Consider the following 19,840-nt stretch of genomic DNA (forward strand, 5'->3'; position numbering starts at 1 on the left):
ATACAAAAAAGGAACGTTTTATTTTTTAATAGGCAAAATTACTTCAAAGGTCGTGCCTTTATCTTTTTCACTTTTAACTGTAATTTTTCCGTTCAGCCTTCTCAGAATGTCCTGTACATAACTTAAGCCAAGGCCAAATCCTTTGACATTATGAACATTCCCAGTTGGAATACGGTAAAACTGGTCGAAAATCTTTTGCAGGTGATCCCGGCTCATCCCAATACCATTGTCGGCTATGGTGACAACAATGGTGTCGCCAACATTTTTTGAATTGATGTTGACATGTAAATCTCCTTTGCTGTACTTGATGGCATTATCCAAAAGATTGTAAAATACATTGGAAAAATGTAACTCATCACCAACGACAACATCCTTGGTCGCTGCAAGATCTATACTGAATTTCCCGCCAATATTTTGCATCCGTAGCTGCATACTATCCGTTACTGCCGAAACAAGATCATTGATGCATACTTCTACCTGGTCGAGTTTTAGCGTTTCTTTTTCTAGTCTTGCCAAATCGAGCACACGTTCAATATGATTTCCGAGTCTAACATTTTCGTCGTAGATGATATTAGCCAATTTCTGAACGCGCTTGTGGTCGGCATTGATGTCTGGATCTTTAAGTGACTCACTGGCAATCATAATTGTTGCAACAGGTGTTTTAAACTCATGCGTCATGTTGTTGATGAAATCCGTCTTCATTTCCGAAACTTTCTTTTGTCTGAAGATGATAATCAGTGTATAAGCAAAACACCCCACCAACAAGAAAAGCAGTGCCAGCATGGGCAGCAACAGATAGCCCATATTATCGGCAATTATCGCCTTTTTATTGGGGAAATAGATGGTTAATTTTCCTGGCGCAGCACCGATATCACCTTTAAAAAGTGCCGTTGAGTATTTGGTTGTATTTGTTGGGTTATTTAAAGCGGCTTCGTTTAAAATATTATTTAGTAATATATTGTTTGTGCTCCATATTTCAATATTGAAAGGAGCTTTAATGTCGCGTTGAGCCAACTCCTCTTTGATAAGTTCTTGAACGATGATCACATTCAATCGATCCTTTAATGGACGTTTAGCAAGCTCCATTCCAATAGCAATATCTTCGATGTAGTCTGCTTTTTTGCCGCCCAGCATGGCAACGGAATCATATACATTAAAGCCACTCCACGCGTTTTTTCTGTTGAGGATATCCAATCTTTTTTCCAAATCAGAAATTGTTTTCGCAAGTTTCGCATTCTCTCTTGGAGGTAATGTGGCTACCCGGAATTTTGTTTGTTGATTGACCAGTGGGTCCATTAGGGGGATAACAAACCGCGTGCTATCGTCCTTCCCATTGATCTGATCATCTACCTTTGAAGCATTTAACATGATAAAAGCCTGTACCAAATTATCGTCGGTAAGCTCATTTGAAACAGAAAATTTGATAAATTTCTGGTACTCCGGTCTTTTGATGTATGTTTCGTAGAATGAATTTTTGATTTCAATTACATTTGGATACAATGCACGTAATTGGTCTTCTTGCTCTTTAAAGTTTGAGAAAACAACATGTTGTTTGTTTTTTAATTCTTCAATTCTATACTGTATTTCGAGTTGCTCGGCCAAAAGACGTTGTTTGGCCTGTTCCTGCTTGGATTTTTCAATGTTACGCTCCTGTTGAACCTTAGCGAAGTCAACTACCTCCCGTCGTTCAAGCTTACCGGCAACAGCTGTAATCGCAGCATTGACGGACTCATCAAATAATTGAGACTTTTGGCGATAAGAATCTCTCAGAAAATAGAATTGCATGGCCAATACCCCAATTAGAGCGAGAGACATCAGTCCAATGATTAATACAATGCTATTTTTCTTCATTAGTATTGGGTATTAAATAAATGTATTTTGAATATATCAAAAAGTTTATAGCGCTCAGTTTATTTACCATTTGCGTATTCATCCCTTATGCCATGTGAGCGGCCATTTAAGGTGCGATAGCTCATTTTTTCTTAAATTGTTACAAATATAAAGATGCTAATGTGTTTTGTAGCTGTTTTAACAATGTTTAACAGCAATCTGTTTAAATATAGATGCTGTTCTTTGTAAATTAGTGAATAGAAATGGATTATGTGCTGAATTGCGCTGTGGACAAATTTTAATCTACGCGGTTGAGTCTAACTGCTGGAGAAGTGAATAAGCCGAATATGACGCGTTCATTGGTACAATGAGTGCTCTTTAATAACTATATAAAGATGAAAAGCTACGTATTATTATTGGTATTGTCTTCCATAGGGACCATTGCTTTAGGACAAGTAAAGGTGAAACCGCAGATTCCTTTAATGGAGGAAAAAGAATCAAAGATGCCTGTCTTTAAATTGGATTCTTCAGATGAAAAGTATCATATGCCCATTAAGAAGCCAAATCGTGTGGACGGTCTAGCCCCAATGCCAGGAACGGAAAAAATGCCCAAAGGTGATGAGAAAGAAAACAATCTTCCTTTTAGGCGCTTGAATGATTCGCTAAAGGTGAAGGACTTTAAATTAAAAATCGACTCCTTGTATCCAAACAAGCAAAAAAAATAGCGTTCTAGATAGAACGCTATTTTTTTTGCTTTAATCCTTATTGTCCATTATAGCTGGGAAACACGGATTGTATTTGTTTTACCTTTTTCGATTAACGGTGTCGAAGCTGTATTGATAATGATAGATCCAGGTTTAACGTAGTTATTTTTTACAATAAATTTGTTAACATCATGAATAGATCCATCTGTGCTTTCGAACTTGTCGTAGATAAAAGTTTTTACGCCCCAAAGTAGGCTGAGTTGTTTCAGCAATTTTTGTGTTCCTGTGAAAACTAAGATATCTACATTTGGTCTATAACTTGTAATTTCAAACGCTGTTGCACCAGATGATGTCAATACCGCAATTGCAGATGCATTTGTTTTTTGAGCAAGATAAACCGAAGATGCGCAAATCGCGTCCGGAATAAGTGTTCCGTCGTGGATTTCACTAACTTTCTCATTATAATAAGGATAAGAAGTTTGTTCCACGTGGATAATGATTTTGCTCATTGTTTCGATAACGATTTCAGGGAATTCACCAACTGAAGTCTCGCCACTTAACATCACAGCATCCGCTCCATCCAATACGGAGTTGGCTACGTCATTTACTTCAGCACGTGTAGGACGTGGTGTAGTGATCATACTTTCCAACATCTGTGTCGCAATGATTACCGGTTTTGAAAGATCTCTACATTTCTGTACGATGATCTTTTGAAGTCCTGGTACCTCTTCCATTGGAAGCTCAACGCCCAAGTCACCACGAGCAACCATAACAGCATCTGTAGCTTCGATAATGGCATCAATATTTTCAATCGCTTCCGGTTTTTCAACTTTTGCGATGACACGAGCATGGCTTCCTTTTGCCTCGATGATTTTTTTACATTGAAAAATATCTTCTGCCGAACGTACGAAAGACATCGCGATCCAGTCTGCACCATGATCCAGGGCAAAATTCAAGTTGTCTAAATCTTCTTCCGTCAACGATGGGATAGATACTTTGGTGTTCGGTAAGTTAACGCCTTTACGTGAAGTAAGGACACCTCCGTGTACAACTTCACAGGTAACAGTATCTTTATGATTGGTCTCTAAAACACGAAGTTGAAGTTTTCCGTCATCAAGTAAAATGATTTCGTTGGCTTCAACATCGTTTGGAAAGTTTTCGTATGTAATGTAGATTCTGTTTTCGTCTCCGATGAGTTCTTGTGTTGTAATTTCAACTTTTGAACCATTCACGAGAATAGCTCCACCTTCTTTCATTTTTCCGATCCTAATTTTTGGACCTTGTAAATCGGCTAAGATGGCAACATTGAATCCTGTTTCATTATTTATTGCATTTATAGTTTCGATTACCTTAAGGTGATCTTCCTGGCTGCCATGAGAGAAATTCAACCGGCACACATCAACCCCTTTGGCAATCATGTTGGTCAAAACTTGTTTGTCTGCCGAGGCAGGGCCTAATGTTGCGACAATTTTAGTCCTTTTTTGAACTTTTTCCATCTGTTATTTTGTATTTTAAATGTTCTTCATTAATCACAACAAATAGCCTACTATATTGTTGTGTTTTGTCAAAACTAAATCGAATTAATTTAGATCTAAGTTGGGGTGTATTTGCTACACTAACCTACAGTTTGCTAAAATATGAGATTTTCTTTAGATTTCAATATTTTTGGTGATATTTCTTTTGCAATGACGACTTCGGGTAATTTGTTGATCCTTTTGATAATATGTTCCACGTCATCCTCACAGATGTAGTTTTTAATGATGATAAAAAAATCGAAGTGGGGGTTTTCCGGGATTAAATAAGTGCCTTCGATGCTCTTATTGTTGATCAAGAAATATTCGGTGTCGGCATCGGCGATAAGGTAATGAAAAGCAGTGAAGTGGTAGCTTATTTTTTTCTTTGGATCAAAGACAATGTGATATTCAAGCTCTTCTTCGGTTTTGTTTTTTTGTCGACCATCATGGTCGTACTTGCTTTCTTTTCCTCTGGAAAAATTCAGGTTAGTCTCCTTGTTGATGAAATGGCAGAGTCGGTAATCTTTCAACGAACAGGTGATGGCGAGTAGGGTAAAATCCAACTCTTCATTCATGTCCATATCCAATCTTGCTACTAACTTATTGACCACTTTAATGTTTAAATATATGTCCCTCTGCTAACGAAGGTACTAATAATTTTGAGGTAGGAATATACTTTTTGTGTAAAATTTGAGTTAATTAGCTGAGCGTTTGGAATACAAAATATTTTTTGTTATACTTGAACTAAGTTAATATAGAGTGGGTTAGCTAGTATAAGACGCGAATAAGTTCGGTCGCCTAACATGGTGACTTTCATCTAAATATCAATTTAGGTTTGAATTTTGATGAAATTTATTTTTCTTTGCACAGATTTATTAAACAATTAAACTATAAAATCATGTCAGATATCGCTTCAAGAGTAAAAGCAATTATCGTTGAAAAATTAGGTGTTGACGAAAACGAAGTAACACCAGAAGCTTCATTCACTAATGATTTAGGTGCTGATTCACTTGACACTGTTGAGTTGATCATGGAGTTTGAAAAAGAATTCAACGTTGCTATTCCTGATGATCAAGCAGAGACTATTGGTACTGTTGGTCAAGCAATCGCTTATTTAGAAAAAAACGTTAACTAACTAATTTAATTAGGCTAATCGTAATAAATGGAGCTTAAAAGAGTAGTAGTAACAGGATTAGGCGCCCTTACACCAATTGGTAATACCGTCTCAGCTTACTGGGAGGCGTTAATAAATGGTGTAAGCGGAGCTGCTCCTATTACGCATTTTGATGCGTCAAAATTCAAGACTCAGTTTGCATGTGAGGTAAAGGGGTTTGATCCGCATGAATTTATGGATCGAAAGGAAGCTCGTAAAGTCGATCCTTTTGTCCAGTATGCAATTGCGTCAACAGATGAGGCAATTAAAGATGCTGGCTTAGATTTTGAAAAATTAGATACAAATCGTATCGGAGTAATTTGGGGATCAGGAATTGGAGGTTTAACAACTTTCACTGAAGAAGTTGCAAACTTTGCAAAGGGAGATGGAACACCTCGTTTCAATCCTTTCTTCATTCCTAAGATGCTCGTTGATATTGCTCCAGGACATATTTCAATGCGTCATGGTCTACGTGGCCCTAACTTTTCTGCCGTATCGGCTTGTGCCTCGGCTACCAATGCAATGATAGATGCTTTTAACTATATTCGTATGGGCAAAGCTGATGTGATTGTTACAGGTGGATCAGAAGCTACAGTCAATGAAGCTGGAATTGGTGGGTTCAATGCTATGCATGCGTTGTCAACCCGGAATGATGATCCTAAAACAGCATCACGTCCTTTTGATAAAGACAGAGACGGTTTTGTTTCGGGAGAGGGTTCGGGTGCATTGATCTTAGAAAGTTTGGAGCATGCCTTAGCACGTGGAGCAAAAATCTATGCAGAGATTGCAGGGGGTGGAATGAGTGCAGATGCACATCACATCACAGCCTCGCATCCTGAAGGATTGGGCGCAAAACTGGCTATGACAATGGCTGTAAATGATGCAGAGATGGATTTTTCAGATATTGATTATATCAATGTTCATGGAACATCTACACCGGTCGGTGATATTAGTGAAACGAAGGCTATTGTTGACCTGTTTGGTGAACACGCTTATAAATTGAATATCAGTTCAACTAAATCAATGACAGGGCACCTTTTGGGTGCTGCAGGGGCTATTGAAACTATCGCTTCTATATTGGCTGTTCAAAATGATATTGTCCCTCCGACAATCAATCACTTTACAGACGATCCGGAAATTGATAACAACTTGAATTTTACATTCAACAAAGCGCAAAAACGTATCGTTAATGCCGCTTTGAGCAACACATTCGGTTTCGGTGGGCATAATGCTACCGTTATTGTGAAAAAATATAAAGCTTAATGTTTGATCCTTCAAACATGGTTTGATAATATGAGCTAGCGACAGGTTCTTTAACTAGGACTTGTCGCCTTATTTTTAGAAGAGATGCCTTTTGCAAGGATATATAAATTATATTTTTCGCCAGATCGGGAATACGTTAGAAAACTAAAAAACCTGCTAGGATTTGTTCCCGGAAATGTACATCTGTACAAGATGGCGTTTAGACACAAGTCTGTCGCCGTTACAATTAAAGAGGGCGCAAAAAATAGCAACGAACGTTTAGAATTCTTAGGTGATGCTGTTTTGGGTTCGGTTGTGGCTGAACTGTTATTTAAGAAATATCCTTATAAAGACGAAGGGTTCCTGACTGAAATGCGCTCAAAAATTGTCAGTAGAGCAAATCTAAACCAGCTTTCCAGAAAGTTGGGGTTTAATGAGCTTATCCAGTTTGATGCGCGAATGATCAGTTTTCCAAATAAACAAGGATCTTTATTGGGTGATGCTTTTGAGGCATTGATTGGGGCAGTTTATCTAGATAGGGGCTATGTTTTTACCAAGAGCTTTTTGTTGAATCGAATTATTAAACCGCACGTCGATATTCACCTATTGGAACAGACGGAAACAAACTTTAAAAGTCGGTTGATCGAGTGGTGTCAACATACTGGCAAAGAGATTGTATTTCGGCAAACAGACAACCCGGAAGGGGAATCTTCTAAGATGTTTAGTATTGAAGCGGTCGTGGATGGTATTGTTTGTGGACTTGGCCGTGATTTTAATAAGAAGTCTGCCGAGAAATCTGCCGCCGAAAAAGCCTGTGAATTCCTTAAAATTCTGGAAGTAGAATAAAGGATTTTATTAACTTTGCCAAATATGGCAGTAGTAAAACCTTCTTTGGCAAAAGGAACGCGTGATTTTTCGCCTTCCGAAATGATCAAACGCAACTATATTTTCGATACACTGAAAACGGTATTCAGAAAATATGGCTATAATGAAATACAGACCCCTTCATTTGAAAATTTGACGACCCTCACCGGTAAATACGGCGACGAGGGTGATAAATTGATCTTTAAGATTCTTAATTCGGGTGACTACCTGACAAAAGCGCCCGACAGCCTGCTTCACGATAAAAATTCCAATAAGCTCATTCCGCATATAACCGAGAAAGCACTAAGATATGATCTTACGGTGCCCTTTGCGCGCTATGTTGTGATGCACCAAAATGATATTACTTTACCGTTTAAGCGCTTTCAGGTGCAACCTGTATGGCGTGCAGATCGTCCGCAGCGCGGAAGATACCGCGAGTTTTACCAATGTGATGTCGACGTTGTCGGGTCAGAAAGTCTATTGAATGAAGCGGAGTTTATTTTGATTTATCAAGAAGCCTTCGAACGGTTTGGACTGAAAGATTTTAATATCAAAATCAACAACAGGAAAATTCTTTCGGGTATTGCTGAAATCATCGGCAAACCGGAGCTGATCGTAGACATGACTGTCGCGATCGATAAATTGGATAAAATCGGGTTGGAAGGTGTCAACAAAGAACTGTTGGAAAGGGGTTTTACAGAAGCAGATCTTGCTATTTTGAAACCTATAATTTTATTGGAAGGCTCAAATGATGAGAAACTTGCTTCCTTAAAAGCGATTTTAGCAACTTCTTCTGTCGGCTTAAATGGTATTGCAGAGATTGAGGATGTGTTTGACTATGTGGCCAAATTAGGTGCTGAAGAAAAGTTGCTTCATCAAATTATAGATCTGGATATTACATTGGCCCGAGGTCTCAATTATTATACGGGCTGTATCTTTGAGGTCAAGACGAATGAGGTTGCCATGGGAAGTATCGGTGGAGGTGGCCGCTACGATGATCTTACAGGAATGTTTGGTTTGAAGGGACTGACCGGTGTAGGCGTTTCCTTTGGTGCAGACCGCATTTATGATGTGCTGGAAGAGTTGAACTTATTTCCTGCTGGGAAAGCTGATTCTACCAAGCTCCTGATCATCAATTTTGACAAACAGCTGGAAAGTTATACCCTGAGCTTACTCAACAAGCTTCGCAAGGAAAATATCGCTTCGGAACTCTATGCATCTCCTGTAAAATTGAAAAAACAAATGGGTTATGCGGATGGGAAGGGTATTCCCTACGTGTTATTAGTCGGTGAAGAGGAGGCTGCATCGGGGCAATTGTCCTTAAAGGACATGGAAAGCGGGGAGCAGGTAAAGGTAACTGAAAGTGAGCTGATCCAAAAACTTCGATAGCAAACAGTTTGCATAAAATAGATTAAGCCAAATGATTATTAAGTTCTTTGGCTTTTTTATTTTCATAAGTTTTTGATTTATTTGATTGTGCCGTTCATTTATTTGTAATCAAATGCTATATACTTTAAATCAAATGTCTTAGAAGTGTCTTAAAGTATAAATAAAATTGATTTTTGGGCAAGGAAATTCGTCCAAAATTATTAGATTTGTAGTCTAGAATAGTAAGAAAATCAAAACTTTGAAATGAGTTCAACACCTATAACAAAAGAGACATATTTGGAGTGGTATAAGTCTATGTTACTTATGCGTAAGTTTGAAGAAAAAGCAGGTCAACTTTACGGACAGCAAAAGATTCGTGGTTTCTGTCACTTGTACATAGGACAAGAGGCTGTAGTCGCTGGAACGATGTCAGTAATCAAACCTGAGGATTCTCTAATCACTGCTTATCGTGATCACGCCCACGCTTTGGCTAAAGGCGTTTCTGCAAATGCTTGTATGGCTGAATTATATGGAAAGATCACTGGTTGTTCAAAAGGTAAAGGAGGTTCTATGCACTTCTTCTCCAAAGAGCACAAATTCATGGGTGGCCATGGTATTGTTGGAGGTCAGATTCCTTTAGGTGCTGGTATCGCATTTGCTGAAAAATATCTTGGTACAGATAATGTAAATATCTGTTATATGGGTGATGGAGCTGTGCGTCAAGGTGCATTCAATGAGACATTGAACATGGCGATGTTGTGGAAACTCCCTGTTATCTTCGTATGTGAAAACAACGGTTATGCAATGGGTACTTCTGTACAACGTACAACGAACATGCAGGATATTTACAAAATGGGCTTAGGTTTCGATATGCCTTCTGCTCCGGTTGATGGAATGGATGTTGTTGCTGTACACAATGCGATGGACGAAGCTGTTCAACGTGCTCGTGCAGGTGAAGGTCCAACGTTCTTAGAAATTCGTACATACCGTTACAAAGGACACTCAATGTCTGATCCGGCTAAATATCGTACGAAAGAAGAGCTTGAAGCGTATAAAGACCGTGATCCATTGTTGTCGACTAAACATGCTATTTTAGAAAACAACTATGCGGATGACGCTTGGTTTGCAGAGGTTGAGGCTGATGTGAAAAAGGTCGTTGAAGAGTCTGTAAAATTTGCAGAGGAATCTCCTTATCCAACTGCAGATGAATTGTACAAAGATGTATATGTACAACAAGACTATCCATTTATTTTAGATTAATACTCTTTAACTTGATAATATAATAAAGAATGGCTGAAGTAGTAAGAATGCCGAAAATGAGCGATACAATGACCGAAGGGGTCATCGCGAAATGGCACAAAAAAGTTGGTGATAAAGTAAATTCTGGTGATTTAGTAGCTGAGATTGAAACAGATAAAGCTACAATGGACTTTGAGTCTTACCAAGAAGGAACTCTTTTATATATTGGTCCTAAAGAAGGCGAAGCAGTAGCTATTGATGCTGTTATTGCTGTTTTAGGTGAGCCAGGTGAAGATTTTCAAGCATTGTTGAGCGGTGATGCGCCTGCAGCTGAAAAAGCACCGGAAAAAACAGAAGAAAAAAAAGCAGAAGAAGTTTCTGGTCCAGAATCTTCGGCTAGTACTGTAACTCCTGAGGAATTGGGATGTACGGTAATTACAATGCCTTTGTTAAGTGATACCATGAAAGAGGGTGTCATTGCGCAATGGAACTTCAAAGTTGGTGATACGATTAAATCTGACGATGCTATTGCTGATGTAGAAACTGATAAAGCGACAATGGAAGTTACAGCTTATGCTGATGGTACTTTATTATATGTTGGCCTTGAAGCTGGACAAGCGGCAAAGGTTAACGACATCATCGCGATCGTTGGTCCTGCAGGAACTGATATCACACCTTTGTTAAATCAAAAATCTGCACCTGCAAAGGCAGAAACTGCTGAAGCTCCTAAAGCTGACTCAGCTGCTGCTGTAACTGCCGCACCGGTAGCATCGACTTCAAGCGATGATTCTCGTGTGAAAGCTTCTCCTTTAGCACGTAAAATTGCACAGGAGAAAGGTATCAACTTAAGTGATATCAAAGGTTCCGCAGATGGTGGCCGTATTGTGAAGAAAGACGTAGAATCATTTGTTCCTGTTGCTGCACAACCTGCGGAAACAAAAGCTGCAGCCGCTCCTGCAACAGAAGCAAAAGCAATCACTTTACCTACATTTGTTGGTGAAGAGCGTTATACTGAAAAACCAGTTAACCAAATGCGTAAAACTATTGCGCGTCGTCTAGCAGAGTCATTGTTTACAGCTCCACACTTCTATTTGACTGTATCAATTGACATGGACAATGCAATGGCTGCTCGTGCGCAGATTAATGAGGTTGCTCCAGTAAAAGTTTCTTTCAATGATATCGTTGTAAAAGCTGTTGCTGTTGCCTTGAAAAAACATCCTGCCGTAAACTCTTCATGGCAAGGTGATAAAATCCGTTTCAATGAGCATACCAACATTGGTGTTGCAATGGCTGTTGAAGATGGTTTATTAGTCCCTGTTGTGCGTTTTGCAGATGGTAAATCATTGTCGCATATCTCTGCAGAGGTGAAAGACTTCGCTCAAAAAGCGAAAGCTAAAAAATTACAGCCTGCCGATTGGGAAGGATCTACATTTACAGTGTCCAACTTAGGTATGTTTGGAATTGACGAATTTACATCCATTATCAACTCACCAGATGGAGCAATCCTTTCTGTTGGTGCTATTCAAGCAGTTCCTGTTGTTAAAAACGGTGCTGTAGTTTCTGGTAATGTAATGAAAGTGACATTGGGTTGTGATCACCGCGTGGTCGATGGTGCAACTGGAGCTGCATTTTTGCAAACATTAAAATCTTTGGTTGAAAATCCAGTAAGATTATTAGCATAATCCTTTAGTTGAGGAATTAAAAGCCACTTTAGTAATAAGGTGGCTTTTTTTATGGCCTTAATTGGTTAATCTTATGATAGGGAAAAGTTTTTTTACCTATAGTTTTCCATCGTTATCCATTTGTTTGAAGTAAGCCCAGGTTGTCCGTTGCTAGAGTGAAAGAGACTGCGCACATAAAAAAGGTAACATATCCGATGAATATCAATTATTGTGGTGAAAAATTCGTTTTTTTATACTAAAATCTTCATTTTAGCATTATTATCAGTAGGCTGGTCCTTCTATTACGAGCTTCAATAATTTAATGTTGTTTAGAACAAAGGAAATAGGAGGTATTTATTGATAAACAATACATAAAACACAAAAATCCGGGAGACTTAGTATAGTGAAATTATTTTTTTTAAAGGGAATGGTCGCTCTTTTGATGGTATCTACAGTGGCTTGTAGTTCAAAAGAGAAAAAACAGAAGGAAGCAGCAATAGCGCAGGCAAAAGCAGATAGCACGAGACTCGTCTATAATCCAAATAATGCAGATCAGAAAATCGATGCTTTTATGAAAAACCTTCATTCAAAAGCTGCATTCAATGGGAACGTTCTTGTTGCTAAAGATGGGAAAATCTTATATCAGAATATATTCGGCTGGGCCAATTACTTAAAACGGGATAGTCTAAAAATAGATGACAAATTTGAACTCGCTTCAGTTTCTAAACCGTTAACAGCTGTCGGAATTTTGAAGTTAGTGGAGGCAGGAAAGCTACGTCTCGATCAAACGATCAATGACTTCTATCCGGATTTTCCTTATCCTGGTATTACCATAAAAATGTTATTGACACACCGCTCGGGATTACCTAATTACGTTTATTTTTCGGAGGAACATTGGCCTGATCGCAAGAAAGGAATGACAAATCAAGATGTGATGAAAATGCTGACCGAATTTAAGCCTAATCGCTATGGTGCGCCAGGAGGCCGTTTCTTTTACAATAATTCGAACTTTATGGTCTTAGGGGCCATTATTGAAAAGATATCAAAGCAAGATTATGCGACGTATATGAAAGATAGCGTATTCAATGTTGCCGGAATGACAAATACAGCCGCACTCTCTAAGGCCGTGTATGATAAAATTCCGACCAACGTTATCGGGCATGATAAGGTATGGCGAAGATCGGTGGTGCAAAATTTTCAGGATGGACCGCTTGGTGACAAAGGAATTTATAGTACAGTGCGTGACCTTTATCGTTTTGATCTGGCTTTGAGAGATGGACGATTGTTAAAGCAGTCAACATTGGATTCAGCATACCGAGGATATCCCGATGCCAAAAAAGGAATTTTTAGCTATGGTTATGGTTGGCGTACCTTTGAGCATGGTAATGATCATATCGTATACCATACAGGCTGGTGGCACGGTTTTAGACATATTTATGTAAGAGATTTAAAAAGAAACATTGTTATTGTTTTACTTTCTAATATGACCAATGGAAGCTTGGTCAAATTGGATGAGCTTTATAAAATCATGGGAATGCCGGTATTGCGTAAAAATGCCTATAGCAACCATGGTGATTTTATCATCGATGAGTAATTTTTGAGCGATGCTACTTTGAGAATTTAGATTATCTTCTTTATCCTATTGTAACGAGAAGGCAAAGAAGATAATCTACATGCCCTGAGTATGCATGCAACAGGTAAACACAAAAGATATAAAAAGGGATGAAAAAAACATTGATTTTAGGTGCTAGTACCAATCCTTCACGTTATTCGAATAAAGCCGCAAATATGTTGCATAAACATGGGCATGCTATCGTTAATATTGGCTTGAGTGGAGGAGAAGCCGCCGGAGTTCCTATTGAAAAGAAAGGTGATATCCATACAGATATTGATACGGTGACAATGTATCTTAGTGAGCCTAATCAGAAAGAATATTACGATTATATATTAGCGACGAAGCCAAAACGAATAATATTTAATCCTGGTGCGGAGAATTCAGCATTGGAACAGCTCGCTATGGAGCACGGTATTAAGACAGAAAGAGCCTGTACTCTTGTCTTGTTGAGTACAGGGCAGTTTTAGATTTTGGATTTATGAAGCAATTCAACCGATAGGTACTTCGTGATAAAATAATTTGTAAGTCCCACGGTATTGCTGTCGAGATTTAGGCTTGACACTTTTATGTCACAATGTTCCTTCAATATTGCCATGGTATAAGAATTGATGGCTTGCTGTATCGGAATCGTGATCAGTTCATTTGCTTTTGCAATTTTCCCCCCCAATACGATCAATTCGGGGTTGAGGAGCTGTATCAAGGATGCAAATGCTTTCCCTAGATTTGTCCCTAGTTTTGAAATCTGGTTTATTGCAAATTGATCACCTTTGTTTGCAGCTTCAATAATATGCGTTGGTGTTAAATGTTGTAATTCATCGGGTTGCAATTCGTTTAATTTAGTCAGCTCTCCTTTCTGGATTTCCTGTTTCGCATTGTTGACTAAAGCAATTCCGGAAGCTACGGTTTCCAAACAACCTCTTTTCCCACAGTAGCATAGTTCGCCATTATCGATAAAGGGCATATGTCCCACTTCGCCGGAGTAGCCATCACGTCCCAGATAGACTTCGCCATTGGACACGATTCCTAAACCAATCCCCCAATCCATTAGGATAATTAAACTGTTTTTTGTGTTTTTTGCCAATCCAAATTTCAATTCAGCATAAGCAGCGCCTTTGACGTCATTGAGAATGAAGACTGGTTTTTTATATATGCGCTCAAAATAATTTGTTATGGATTGATTGTCGTCATGTAAAAAAGTCTCGTTGGTACCTTCTTCAGCGTTGATTAGCCCAGGCATACCAATGATAATCCCTGTTAGGTTCTCGATATCAACTGATTTATCGATAAGATATTGATCAACGATTTGTGTGATAGCGGCTAGATTTTCTCCATTGCGAGATAATTCATTATCCAGCTCAACAGTTTCAGCAATAATGTTCTGGTTGTTGTCCATTATGCTCATAGTGATAGAGAAACGTTGGAGCTCAATCGAAAGCACCTGAAACAATCCATCACATAGCTTATATAAATTGGGTTTACGTCCGCCAATAGATTCTCCTTTGTCAAATTGACGGATAAAATCATCTTCCAGCAACTCTGCAATGAGGCTATTCACCGTAGGCAGGCTTAAATAGAGGTTTTTTACAATGTCATTTACCGATACAGATCCTAATTCGGCTATTAATTTTATAATGGAGATTTTATTGAACAGATTTTTCTTTTCAGGTTTACTCTCCAATTTTTTGTTAATCAGTAAGTTTACGGCTTTAGTCATAAAACATCATATTTTGAAATAGAATCCTCAGGGCTTTAATTTAGCAAAAGTTTTGGAATCATTTGGTTATTTTTCTCACTTGACAAACAAGTGGGCTAATTAGCAAAAAGGGGATAAGATTCCTTATCCCCTTTCTACGTATAAGTTAAGACTATTTGAGTTTTTTTACTCGAATATCTTTAAAGAATACTTCGGTACCGTGTCCAAGGAACCCGATATGACCAGAGGTTCGTTTAAGTCCAGGATGTTGTTTGCCATCCAAGGTTCCGTTTTTGCTTGCCTCGGCGATATCCGCATCAACAATAACAGCGCCATTTAGTGTAACTTTGATACGATTTCCTTTCACGACTATTTCCTCGGAGTTCCATTCACCTACAGGTTTTAAATGACCTTTTTTGGCAGGAACAACACCATAAATCGAACCGTGATATTGGTATTGCTTCAAGTCTTTATAAACATCTGCGCCATCATCAAGTACCTGGATTTCCATTGCCTCATATGCGGCGTCCCCCTCTAGAGGAGCCCTTATTCCCACACCATTGTTGGCACCAGGGGTCAATTTGAAGTCGAAGCGATAAATGAAGTCTGCGTATTCTTCTTTTGTGTAGAGGTTTCCACCAAATTTTGCATTTGGATACACCCAGATATAACCTTCGTCATTGATGACATAGGCTTGGTTTTCTGTCCACTTGTCGAGGTTTGTTCCATCAAAAAGTACTTCAAAACCTTCTTTTTTCTCTTGATCGCTCAATTTAAAGATTTGCTTTCTTGGGAATTCCTTGATAAAAAGATCTCTATAATAAACAACTGAACCATGCGCTTGTAACTCAATTTGTTCGGTAGGGAAAATGGATTGGTTTCTATCCCAATAGTTTTCAAGAGGAATATTATCAGTTACTAACTGTCCATTTAACCAAACCGTGACTTTATCGTCTACCATTTTGATTTTAAACGTATTCCATTCGCCGGTAGCATTGTCGGCAACCTTCAATGGTTTGCTTTCATTTTTCTGGTTGTTATATAATCCACCAGAGCCAACTTGGGCACCGACTCTTGTATTCGCAATATCCCAAATCTGTACTTGTGGAGTACCTCTCAAGTAAATACCGGCATCACCTTCTATACCACCATAGTTCTCCAATTTCCAATCTACAAGCATTTCAAAATCGCCATATTTTTTTACGGTAGCCAGGTTATCTCCTTTACCACTGAAGGTAATTTCGCCATTGGATGCTGTCCAGCCTTTGCGCATGATGTCATCGGCTTTAGCTTGTTCTGCTGCTAAAGTTTTCTCCTTCATCTTACTACGTTTGATCGGATCCGCTACCAAACCTTTCCAGCCACTTAGGTCTTTACCATTGAACATCGAAACGTAACCCTCTTTGATGGGCATTTCAGCGAGATAGCGAACAACGGCTTCTTTAAGGTATCCACTTTCACTACCCGACAATTTACCGATTACCTGTTCAAGAACCTCTCTGACCTTTTTTCCATAGAACTTGTTGTCCATTGCAATGTTCATTGCTACATTGGCAGCAGTTCCGCCCAGTTGTGCATCGTTCATTAAGTCGGCGGCAAAAACTAAAGACTGGTATGTTCCTGTAGGTTGTAACACCGATAATGCTGCTTTTTTCTGATCTGCTGTTTTGGCAACGCTGAATGCATCTCTTAATAACAACGTTTTCTGTTCAGGCGTATTCGAAGAAGAAGAAATTGATTTAATTAATCCCCGGTATACCGTATTGAACAGATTATCGTCTTTTTCTGTTCGGGAAAGAGATACCAATTCTGGAAGTGCGTTGGAGGAAGACCAGCCAGCCAAAGATTCAATTGCTGCTGACCGTAGACTTGTATTATTATTGTTAAGGTATGCAGTTACAGCTTTCAATGACTGTGCGTCACCAAGCCCAGCAAAAATAGGGAAATATTTAGCGGTATTAGGCGCTGCTGATTTCGCTATATTAGTTGCTAGTTTTTCTGTTAATCCTTTTGAATTTGTGCTTGACTGAATCACATTGACAATGGCACGCTGCAATAGAACGGCAGATTTATTATCTGTCGTATTGTTTAGCCTATTGAATAGTTCTTCTAAATCCGACTCCTGGGCAACATTGGGAAGTGCTTTGTTGATCGCTTCTTCGACAGCAGGATTTGAACTCTTTATTGCTAATACAGCTTTGGATGACGCATTGTTGGAACGTTTACTTAAAATATCCAGTAATTGAATCTTTTTGTCGTCATCTACCGTGGCGAGCGCATTGTTGACATCGGTAACAACATTTGCATCTTTAGATGATAGGATCAACGCCTTTACCGAATTGTTGAACTGTTGATCTGTGTTGAGAGCCTGGATTAAAGTATTGGTTTCTTTTCCCTGTGATAGTGTATTTAGTGCACTTAATCCAGCTAATTTAGTTACTGGAGATTGTGTTTTATTTACTAACGCCTGGATTAGTTTTAAACTGCTTGCCGAACCATTGTGGGCTAAGTAGTTCAATACACTTTCTTGAACTTCAGGCGTACCCTTGCTTGCTAAAGCAAGCAAGCTTTTTGCGTCGCTGCCCTTTCCGTATTTTCCGAGTAATTGTAAAGCAATGTTACGGTAAGCACCATTATCGCTCTTAACTGCTGCTAATAAGTTCTTTTGTTGTTTCGCCGGGTCAAGAGTTGTCAATAATTTAAGCGATGCAATTTGACCGTTGATTGATTTGGCTTTTTGGGATTCTTGGAAAAATTTGTTCAGAAACTTGATTGCATCTTGATCATGCTTATTGTCGATCAATGCTTGGGCATAGTCGATACCAAGACCAACCGCATCAAATTTGTCGTAGCTGTAACCTGCAGCAGTTAGTTTTTCCTGGAACAGCGATTCAGAAGCTGTGCCACCTATTTTGCTTAATGCGATTAATGCTGTCCGTTGAAAACCGTCCGAATTATATTTTTTGGTCAATCCCAAAATAGCATTTTCAGCATTTTTATCCTTTAAATCTCCGAGTGCAGTAACTAAGGCAATAGCAGTTTTCTCTGTCGTTGACGCAGCTAAAGCTTTTTCTAATGCTGCTGTCGACTCAGGGGTACGAATAGATACCAGAGTTCTCGCTGCAGCATCGGCAAGATAATCGTTTGCCAAGCAATTTGCGACAGCGGGTATAGCGGTATTATCTGCACATTGACGTAATAGGCGTAGGGCAAAGACCTGATTTGTTGGTTCACTCAATTGCGAGATGGATTTTGCCAAACCTTCAACAAAAACTCTTTTATGCTGTTCTTTACCTGGTTGATTTACATAGAATGAATAGCTGTTTGCTGCAAATTCTATCGGAGCATTATTGCTTCCCGGTGCTTTAAGTCCCTTGAGGAAAGTGACAACGTCGTCAGACGAAAAACCTTCCAACTCATGCATGGCAAGCAAAAATTTTTCTTTGTCTTCGGCAGGCTGCTGTGCCAATACGTCTGCTATTTTGGTTGCAGTCGTTCTATTTTGTGGTTGCTGAGCGTAAGTTGCACTAGATATAAGAAGCAATACAGTCAGCGAATTGAATATTCTTTTCATTGGGATTTCTTTTTAAATAGACCAAGGGCCTCTCATTGGTTGGTGAATCAGTCTATTTGCGGCGTCATCATTAATAAATAGCTCGTTTTGAGAGTCGTATTTTAATGATCTGTTTAGTCGCAATGCTGCTAACCCCATGTTGACCAAAGTACAAGAACGGTGTCCATTGATTTCATTCAGTGCAAACTTTTCTCTTGTGCGCACAGATTCCAGGAAGTCGGTAATCTGTGGTGCTGGTTCAGGATATTGTGCAAGTTTTCTTTCCAAATCTGGTATATCTGATTGAAACCCTCGATATAATTTACCTTTTGGACCTTCAATATAGGCTGCCTTTTCATCTTTCGCTTCACCATCTAGAATGATCTGACAACCATCGGCATAGGTAAATGTAATTCGTCTCCATGTGCCCACGGCATCCGGATGTTGCTGCGGAGCATCAACGTCAACAGTAACGGGACTTTCGTTGTCTTTTCCTAAGAAGTATTGAACAGGATCCATATAGTGTTGTCCCATATCTCCTAGGCCGCCGCCATCATAATCCCAATATCCTCTAAAGGTCGTATGTACACGGTGCTTATTATAAGGTTTGTATGGTGCTGGGCCTAGCCAAAAATCGTAGTCAAGTTCCGCTGGTACTTTCTCTTCCGGTAGGTTTTCCTTTCCTACCCAATAAAATTTCCAGTCAAAGCCCGTATGTTTGCTTATCGTCACTTTCAAAGGCCAACCCAACATCCCTGTATCAACTAATTTTTTGATTTTGCTTACGGGAACATTCATTCCATAAAAATCATCCTTAAAACGAAACCAGGTATTTAAACGAAAGATATTACCATGCTGTGCAATGGCTTCTTTCACTTTTTTACCTTCACCGATAGTGCGTGTCATCGGTTTTTCACACCAGATATCTTTTCCTGCTTTTGCCGCTTCAATGGACATCAGTCCATGCCAATGTGGCGGAGTAGCAATATGTACGATATCTACTTCCGGAGATTTAATCAACTCCCTAAAGTCATGGTATTCCTTCACACCACCGCCTAAGTCTGCTTGTGCTGCCGCCAGATGGGTTTTGTCCACATCACAAATAGCTACTGTTTTAGTTCCGGCGTAGCCAAAGTGTCCACGCCCCATATTGCCGACACCAATTACACCTTTGGTTAGATGGTCGCTCGGAGCAAGATAGCCCTGTCCTCCGAGTACAAAGCGTGGTACAATAGAAAATGCCGCAGCACCGACCACGGATTTTTTTATGAAATCACGCCTTGATGAATTCTGTTCTTTCATTTTGGTTGGATTAGTTGTTTTATAATTGATCCACTATTAGGCTGTTAAAAATAACGGCATTGGATATTTAATCTTAAAAATAGATAAAAAACTGATAAATGT

Annotated in this window: 15 protein-coding genes; 9 read left to right on the top strand and 6 right to left on the bottom strand. The window is 39.1% G+C overall.

The annotated features are described in order from the left end of the window. Window positions 1-18 precede the first annotated feature (18 nt). A complete protein-coding gene (locus tag B3297_RS06270; RefSeq protein ID WP_115047017.1) occupies window positions 19-1,851 on the bottom strand; it encodes a sensor histidine kinase in 1,833 nt (610 codons plus the stop codon). Window positions 1,852-2,225: 374 nt separating this feature from the next. On the opposite strand from B3297_RS06270, the gene B3297_RS06275 reads away from it, so the two are divergent. Then, window positions 2,226-2,555, top strand: coding sequence for a hypothetical protein (locus tag B3297_RS06275; RefSeq protein WP_070561571.1), 330 nt, complete (start codon window positions 2,226-2,228; stop codon window positions 2,553-2,555). Window positions 2,556-2,602: 47 nt separating this feature from the next. Here the strand turns inward: B3297_RS06275 and pyk are convergent, their stop codons facing one another. After that, entirely contained in the window at window positions 2,603-4,030 is a 1,428-nt protein-coding gene (gene pyk, locus B3297_RS06280; RefSeq protein ID WP_070561569.1) for a pyruvate kinase, read from the bottom strand. A 134-nt stretch (window positions 4,031-4,164) separates the two neighbouring features. Next, window positions 4,165-4,659, bottom strand: a complete 495-nt coding sequence (locus B3297_RS06285) for an IPExxxVDY family protein (RefSeq protein ID WP_236560104.1) — start codon at window positions 4,657-4,659, stop codon at window positions 4,165-4,167. Between the two features lie 287 nt (window positions 4,660-4,946). On the opposite strand from B3297_RS06285, the gene B3297_RS06290 reads away from it, so the two are divergent. The 8 genes from B3297_RS06290 to B3297_RS06325 all read left to right on the top strand — a co-directional run bounded on the left by B3297_RS06290 (window position 4,947) and on the right by B3297_RS06325 (window position 13,657). Then, complete coding sequence (locus B3297_RS06290; RefSeq protein WP_028070665.1) at window positions 4,947-5,183, top strand: acyl carrier protein; 237 nt, start codon at window positions 4,947-4,949, stop codon at window positions 5,181-5,183. Between the two features lie 27 nt (window positions 5,184-5,210). Continuing rightward, on the top strand, window positions 5,211-6,464 hold the full coding sequence (fabF, locus tag B3297_RS06295; protein WP_046674847.1) for a beta-ketoacyl-ACP synthase II: 1,254 nt from the start codon (window positions 5,211-5,213) through the stop codon (window positions 6,462-6,464). An 84-nt stretch (window positions 6,465-6,548) separates the two neighbouring features. Beyond that, window positions 6,549-7,289 carry a ribonuclease III gene (gene rnc / locus B3297_RS06300; RefSeq protein WP_046674848.1) on the top strand — a complete coding sequence of 247 codons (741 nt, stop codon included), beginning with the start codon at window positions 6,549-6,551 and terminating at the stop codon, window positions 7,287-7,289. Window positions 7,290-7,313: 24 nt separating this feature from the next. Next, on the top strand, window positions 7,314-8,696 hold the full coding sequence (hisS, locus tag B3297_RS06305; protein ID WP_070561565.1) for a histidine--tRNA ligase: 1,383 nt from the start codon (window positions 7,314-7,316) through the stop codon (window positions 8,694-8,696). 243 nt (window positions 8,697-8,939) lie between these two features. Beyond that, window positions 8,940-9,935, top strand: coding sequence for a pyruvate dehydrogenase (acetyl-transferring) E1 component subunit alpha (pdhA, locus tag B3297_RS06310; protein ID WP_046674850.1), 996 nt, complete (start codon window positions 8,940-8,942; stop codon window positions 9,933-9,935). A 29-nt stretch (window positions 9,936-9,964) separates the two neighbouring features. Next, entirely contained in the window at window positions 9,965-11,596 is a 1,632-nt protein-coding gene (locus B3297_RS06315) for a pyruvate dehydrogenase complex dihydrolipoamide acetyltransferase (RefSeq protein ID WP_286778582.1), read from the top strand. A gap of 382 nt (window positions 11,597-11,978) precedes the next feature. Next, window positions 11,979-13,169 (top strand): serine hydrolase domain-containing protein, encoded by a 1,191-nt coding sequence (locus tag B3297_RS06320; protein ID WP_070561562.1) that lies wholly within the window; start codon window positions 11,979-11,981, stop codon window positions 13,167-13,169. A 128-nt stretch (window positions 13,170-13,297) separates the two neighbouring features. Continuing rightward, complete coding sequence (locus B3297_RS06325) at window positions 13,298-13,657, top strand: CoA-binding protein (RefSeq protein WP_070561561.1); 360 nt, start codon at window positions 13,298-13,300, stop codon at window positions 13,655-13,657. On the opposite strand, the gene B3297_RS06330 is transcribed toward B3297_RS06325, so the two are convergent. The 3 genes from B3297_RS06330 to B3297_RS06340 all read right to left on the bottom strand — a co-directional run bounded on the left by B3297_RS06330 (window position 13,654) and on the right by B3297_RS06340 (window position 19,738). Further along, on the bottom strand, window positions 13,654-14,904 hold the full coding sequence (locus B3297_RS06330; RefSeq protein ID WP_046674854.1) for an ROK family transcriptional regulator: 1,251 nt from the start codon (window positions 14,902-14,904) through the stop codon (window positions 13,654-13,656). The genes B3297_RS06325 and B3297_RS06330 overlap by 4 nt on opposite strands. 151 nt (window positions 14,905-15,055) lie before the next feature. Beyond that, window positions 15,056-18,457: a DUF1080 domain-containing protein gene (locus tag B3297_RS06335; protein ID WP_070561560.1), complete on the bottom strand. Its 3,402-nt coding sequence runs from the start codon at window positions 18,455-18,457 to the stop codon at window positions 15,056-15,058. Window positions 18,458-18,469: 12 nt separating this feature from the next. After that, the gene (locus tag B3297_RS06340) at window positions 18,470-19,738 is read right to left on the bottom strand and encodes a Gfo/Idh/MocA family oxidoreductase (RefSeq protein WP_046674856.1); all 1,269 of its coding nucleotides are present in this window, start codon (window positions 19,736-19,738) and stop codon (window positions 18,470-18,472) included. Window positions 19,739-19,840 lie beyond the last annotated feature (102 nt).

The sequence above is a fragment of the Sphingobacterium sp. UBA3519 genome, from assembly GCF_002377215.1.
Classification (GTDB): Bacteria; Bacteroidota; Bacteroidia; order Sphingobacteriales; family Sphingobacteriaceae; genus Sphingobacterium; species Sphingobacterium multivorum.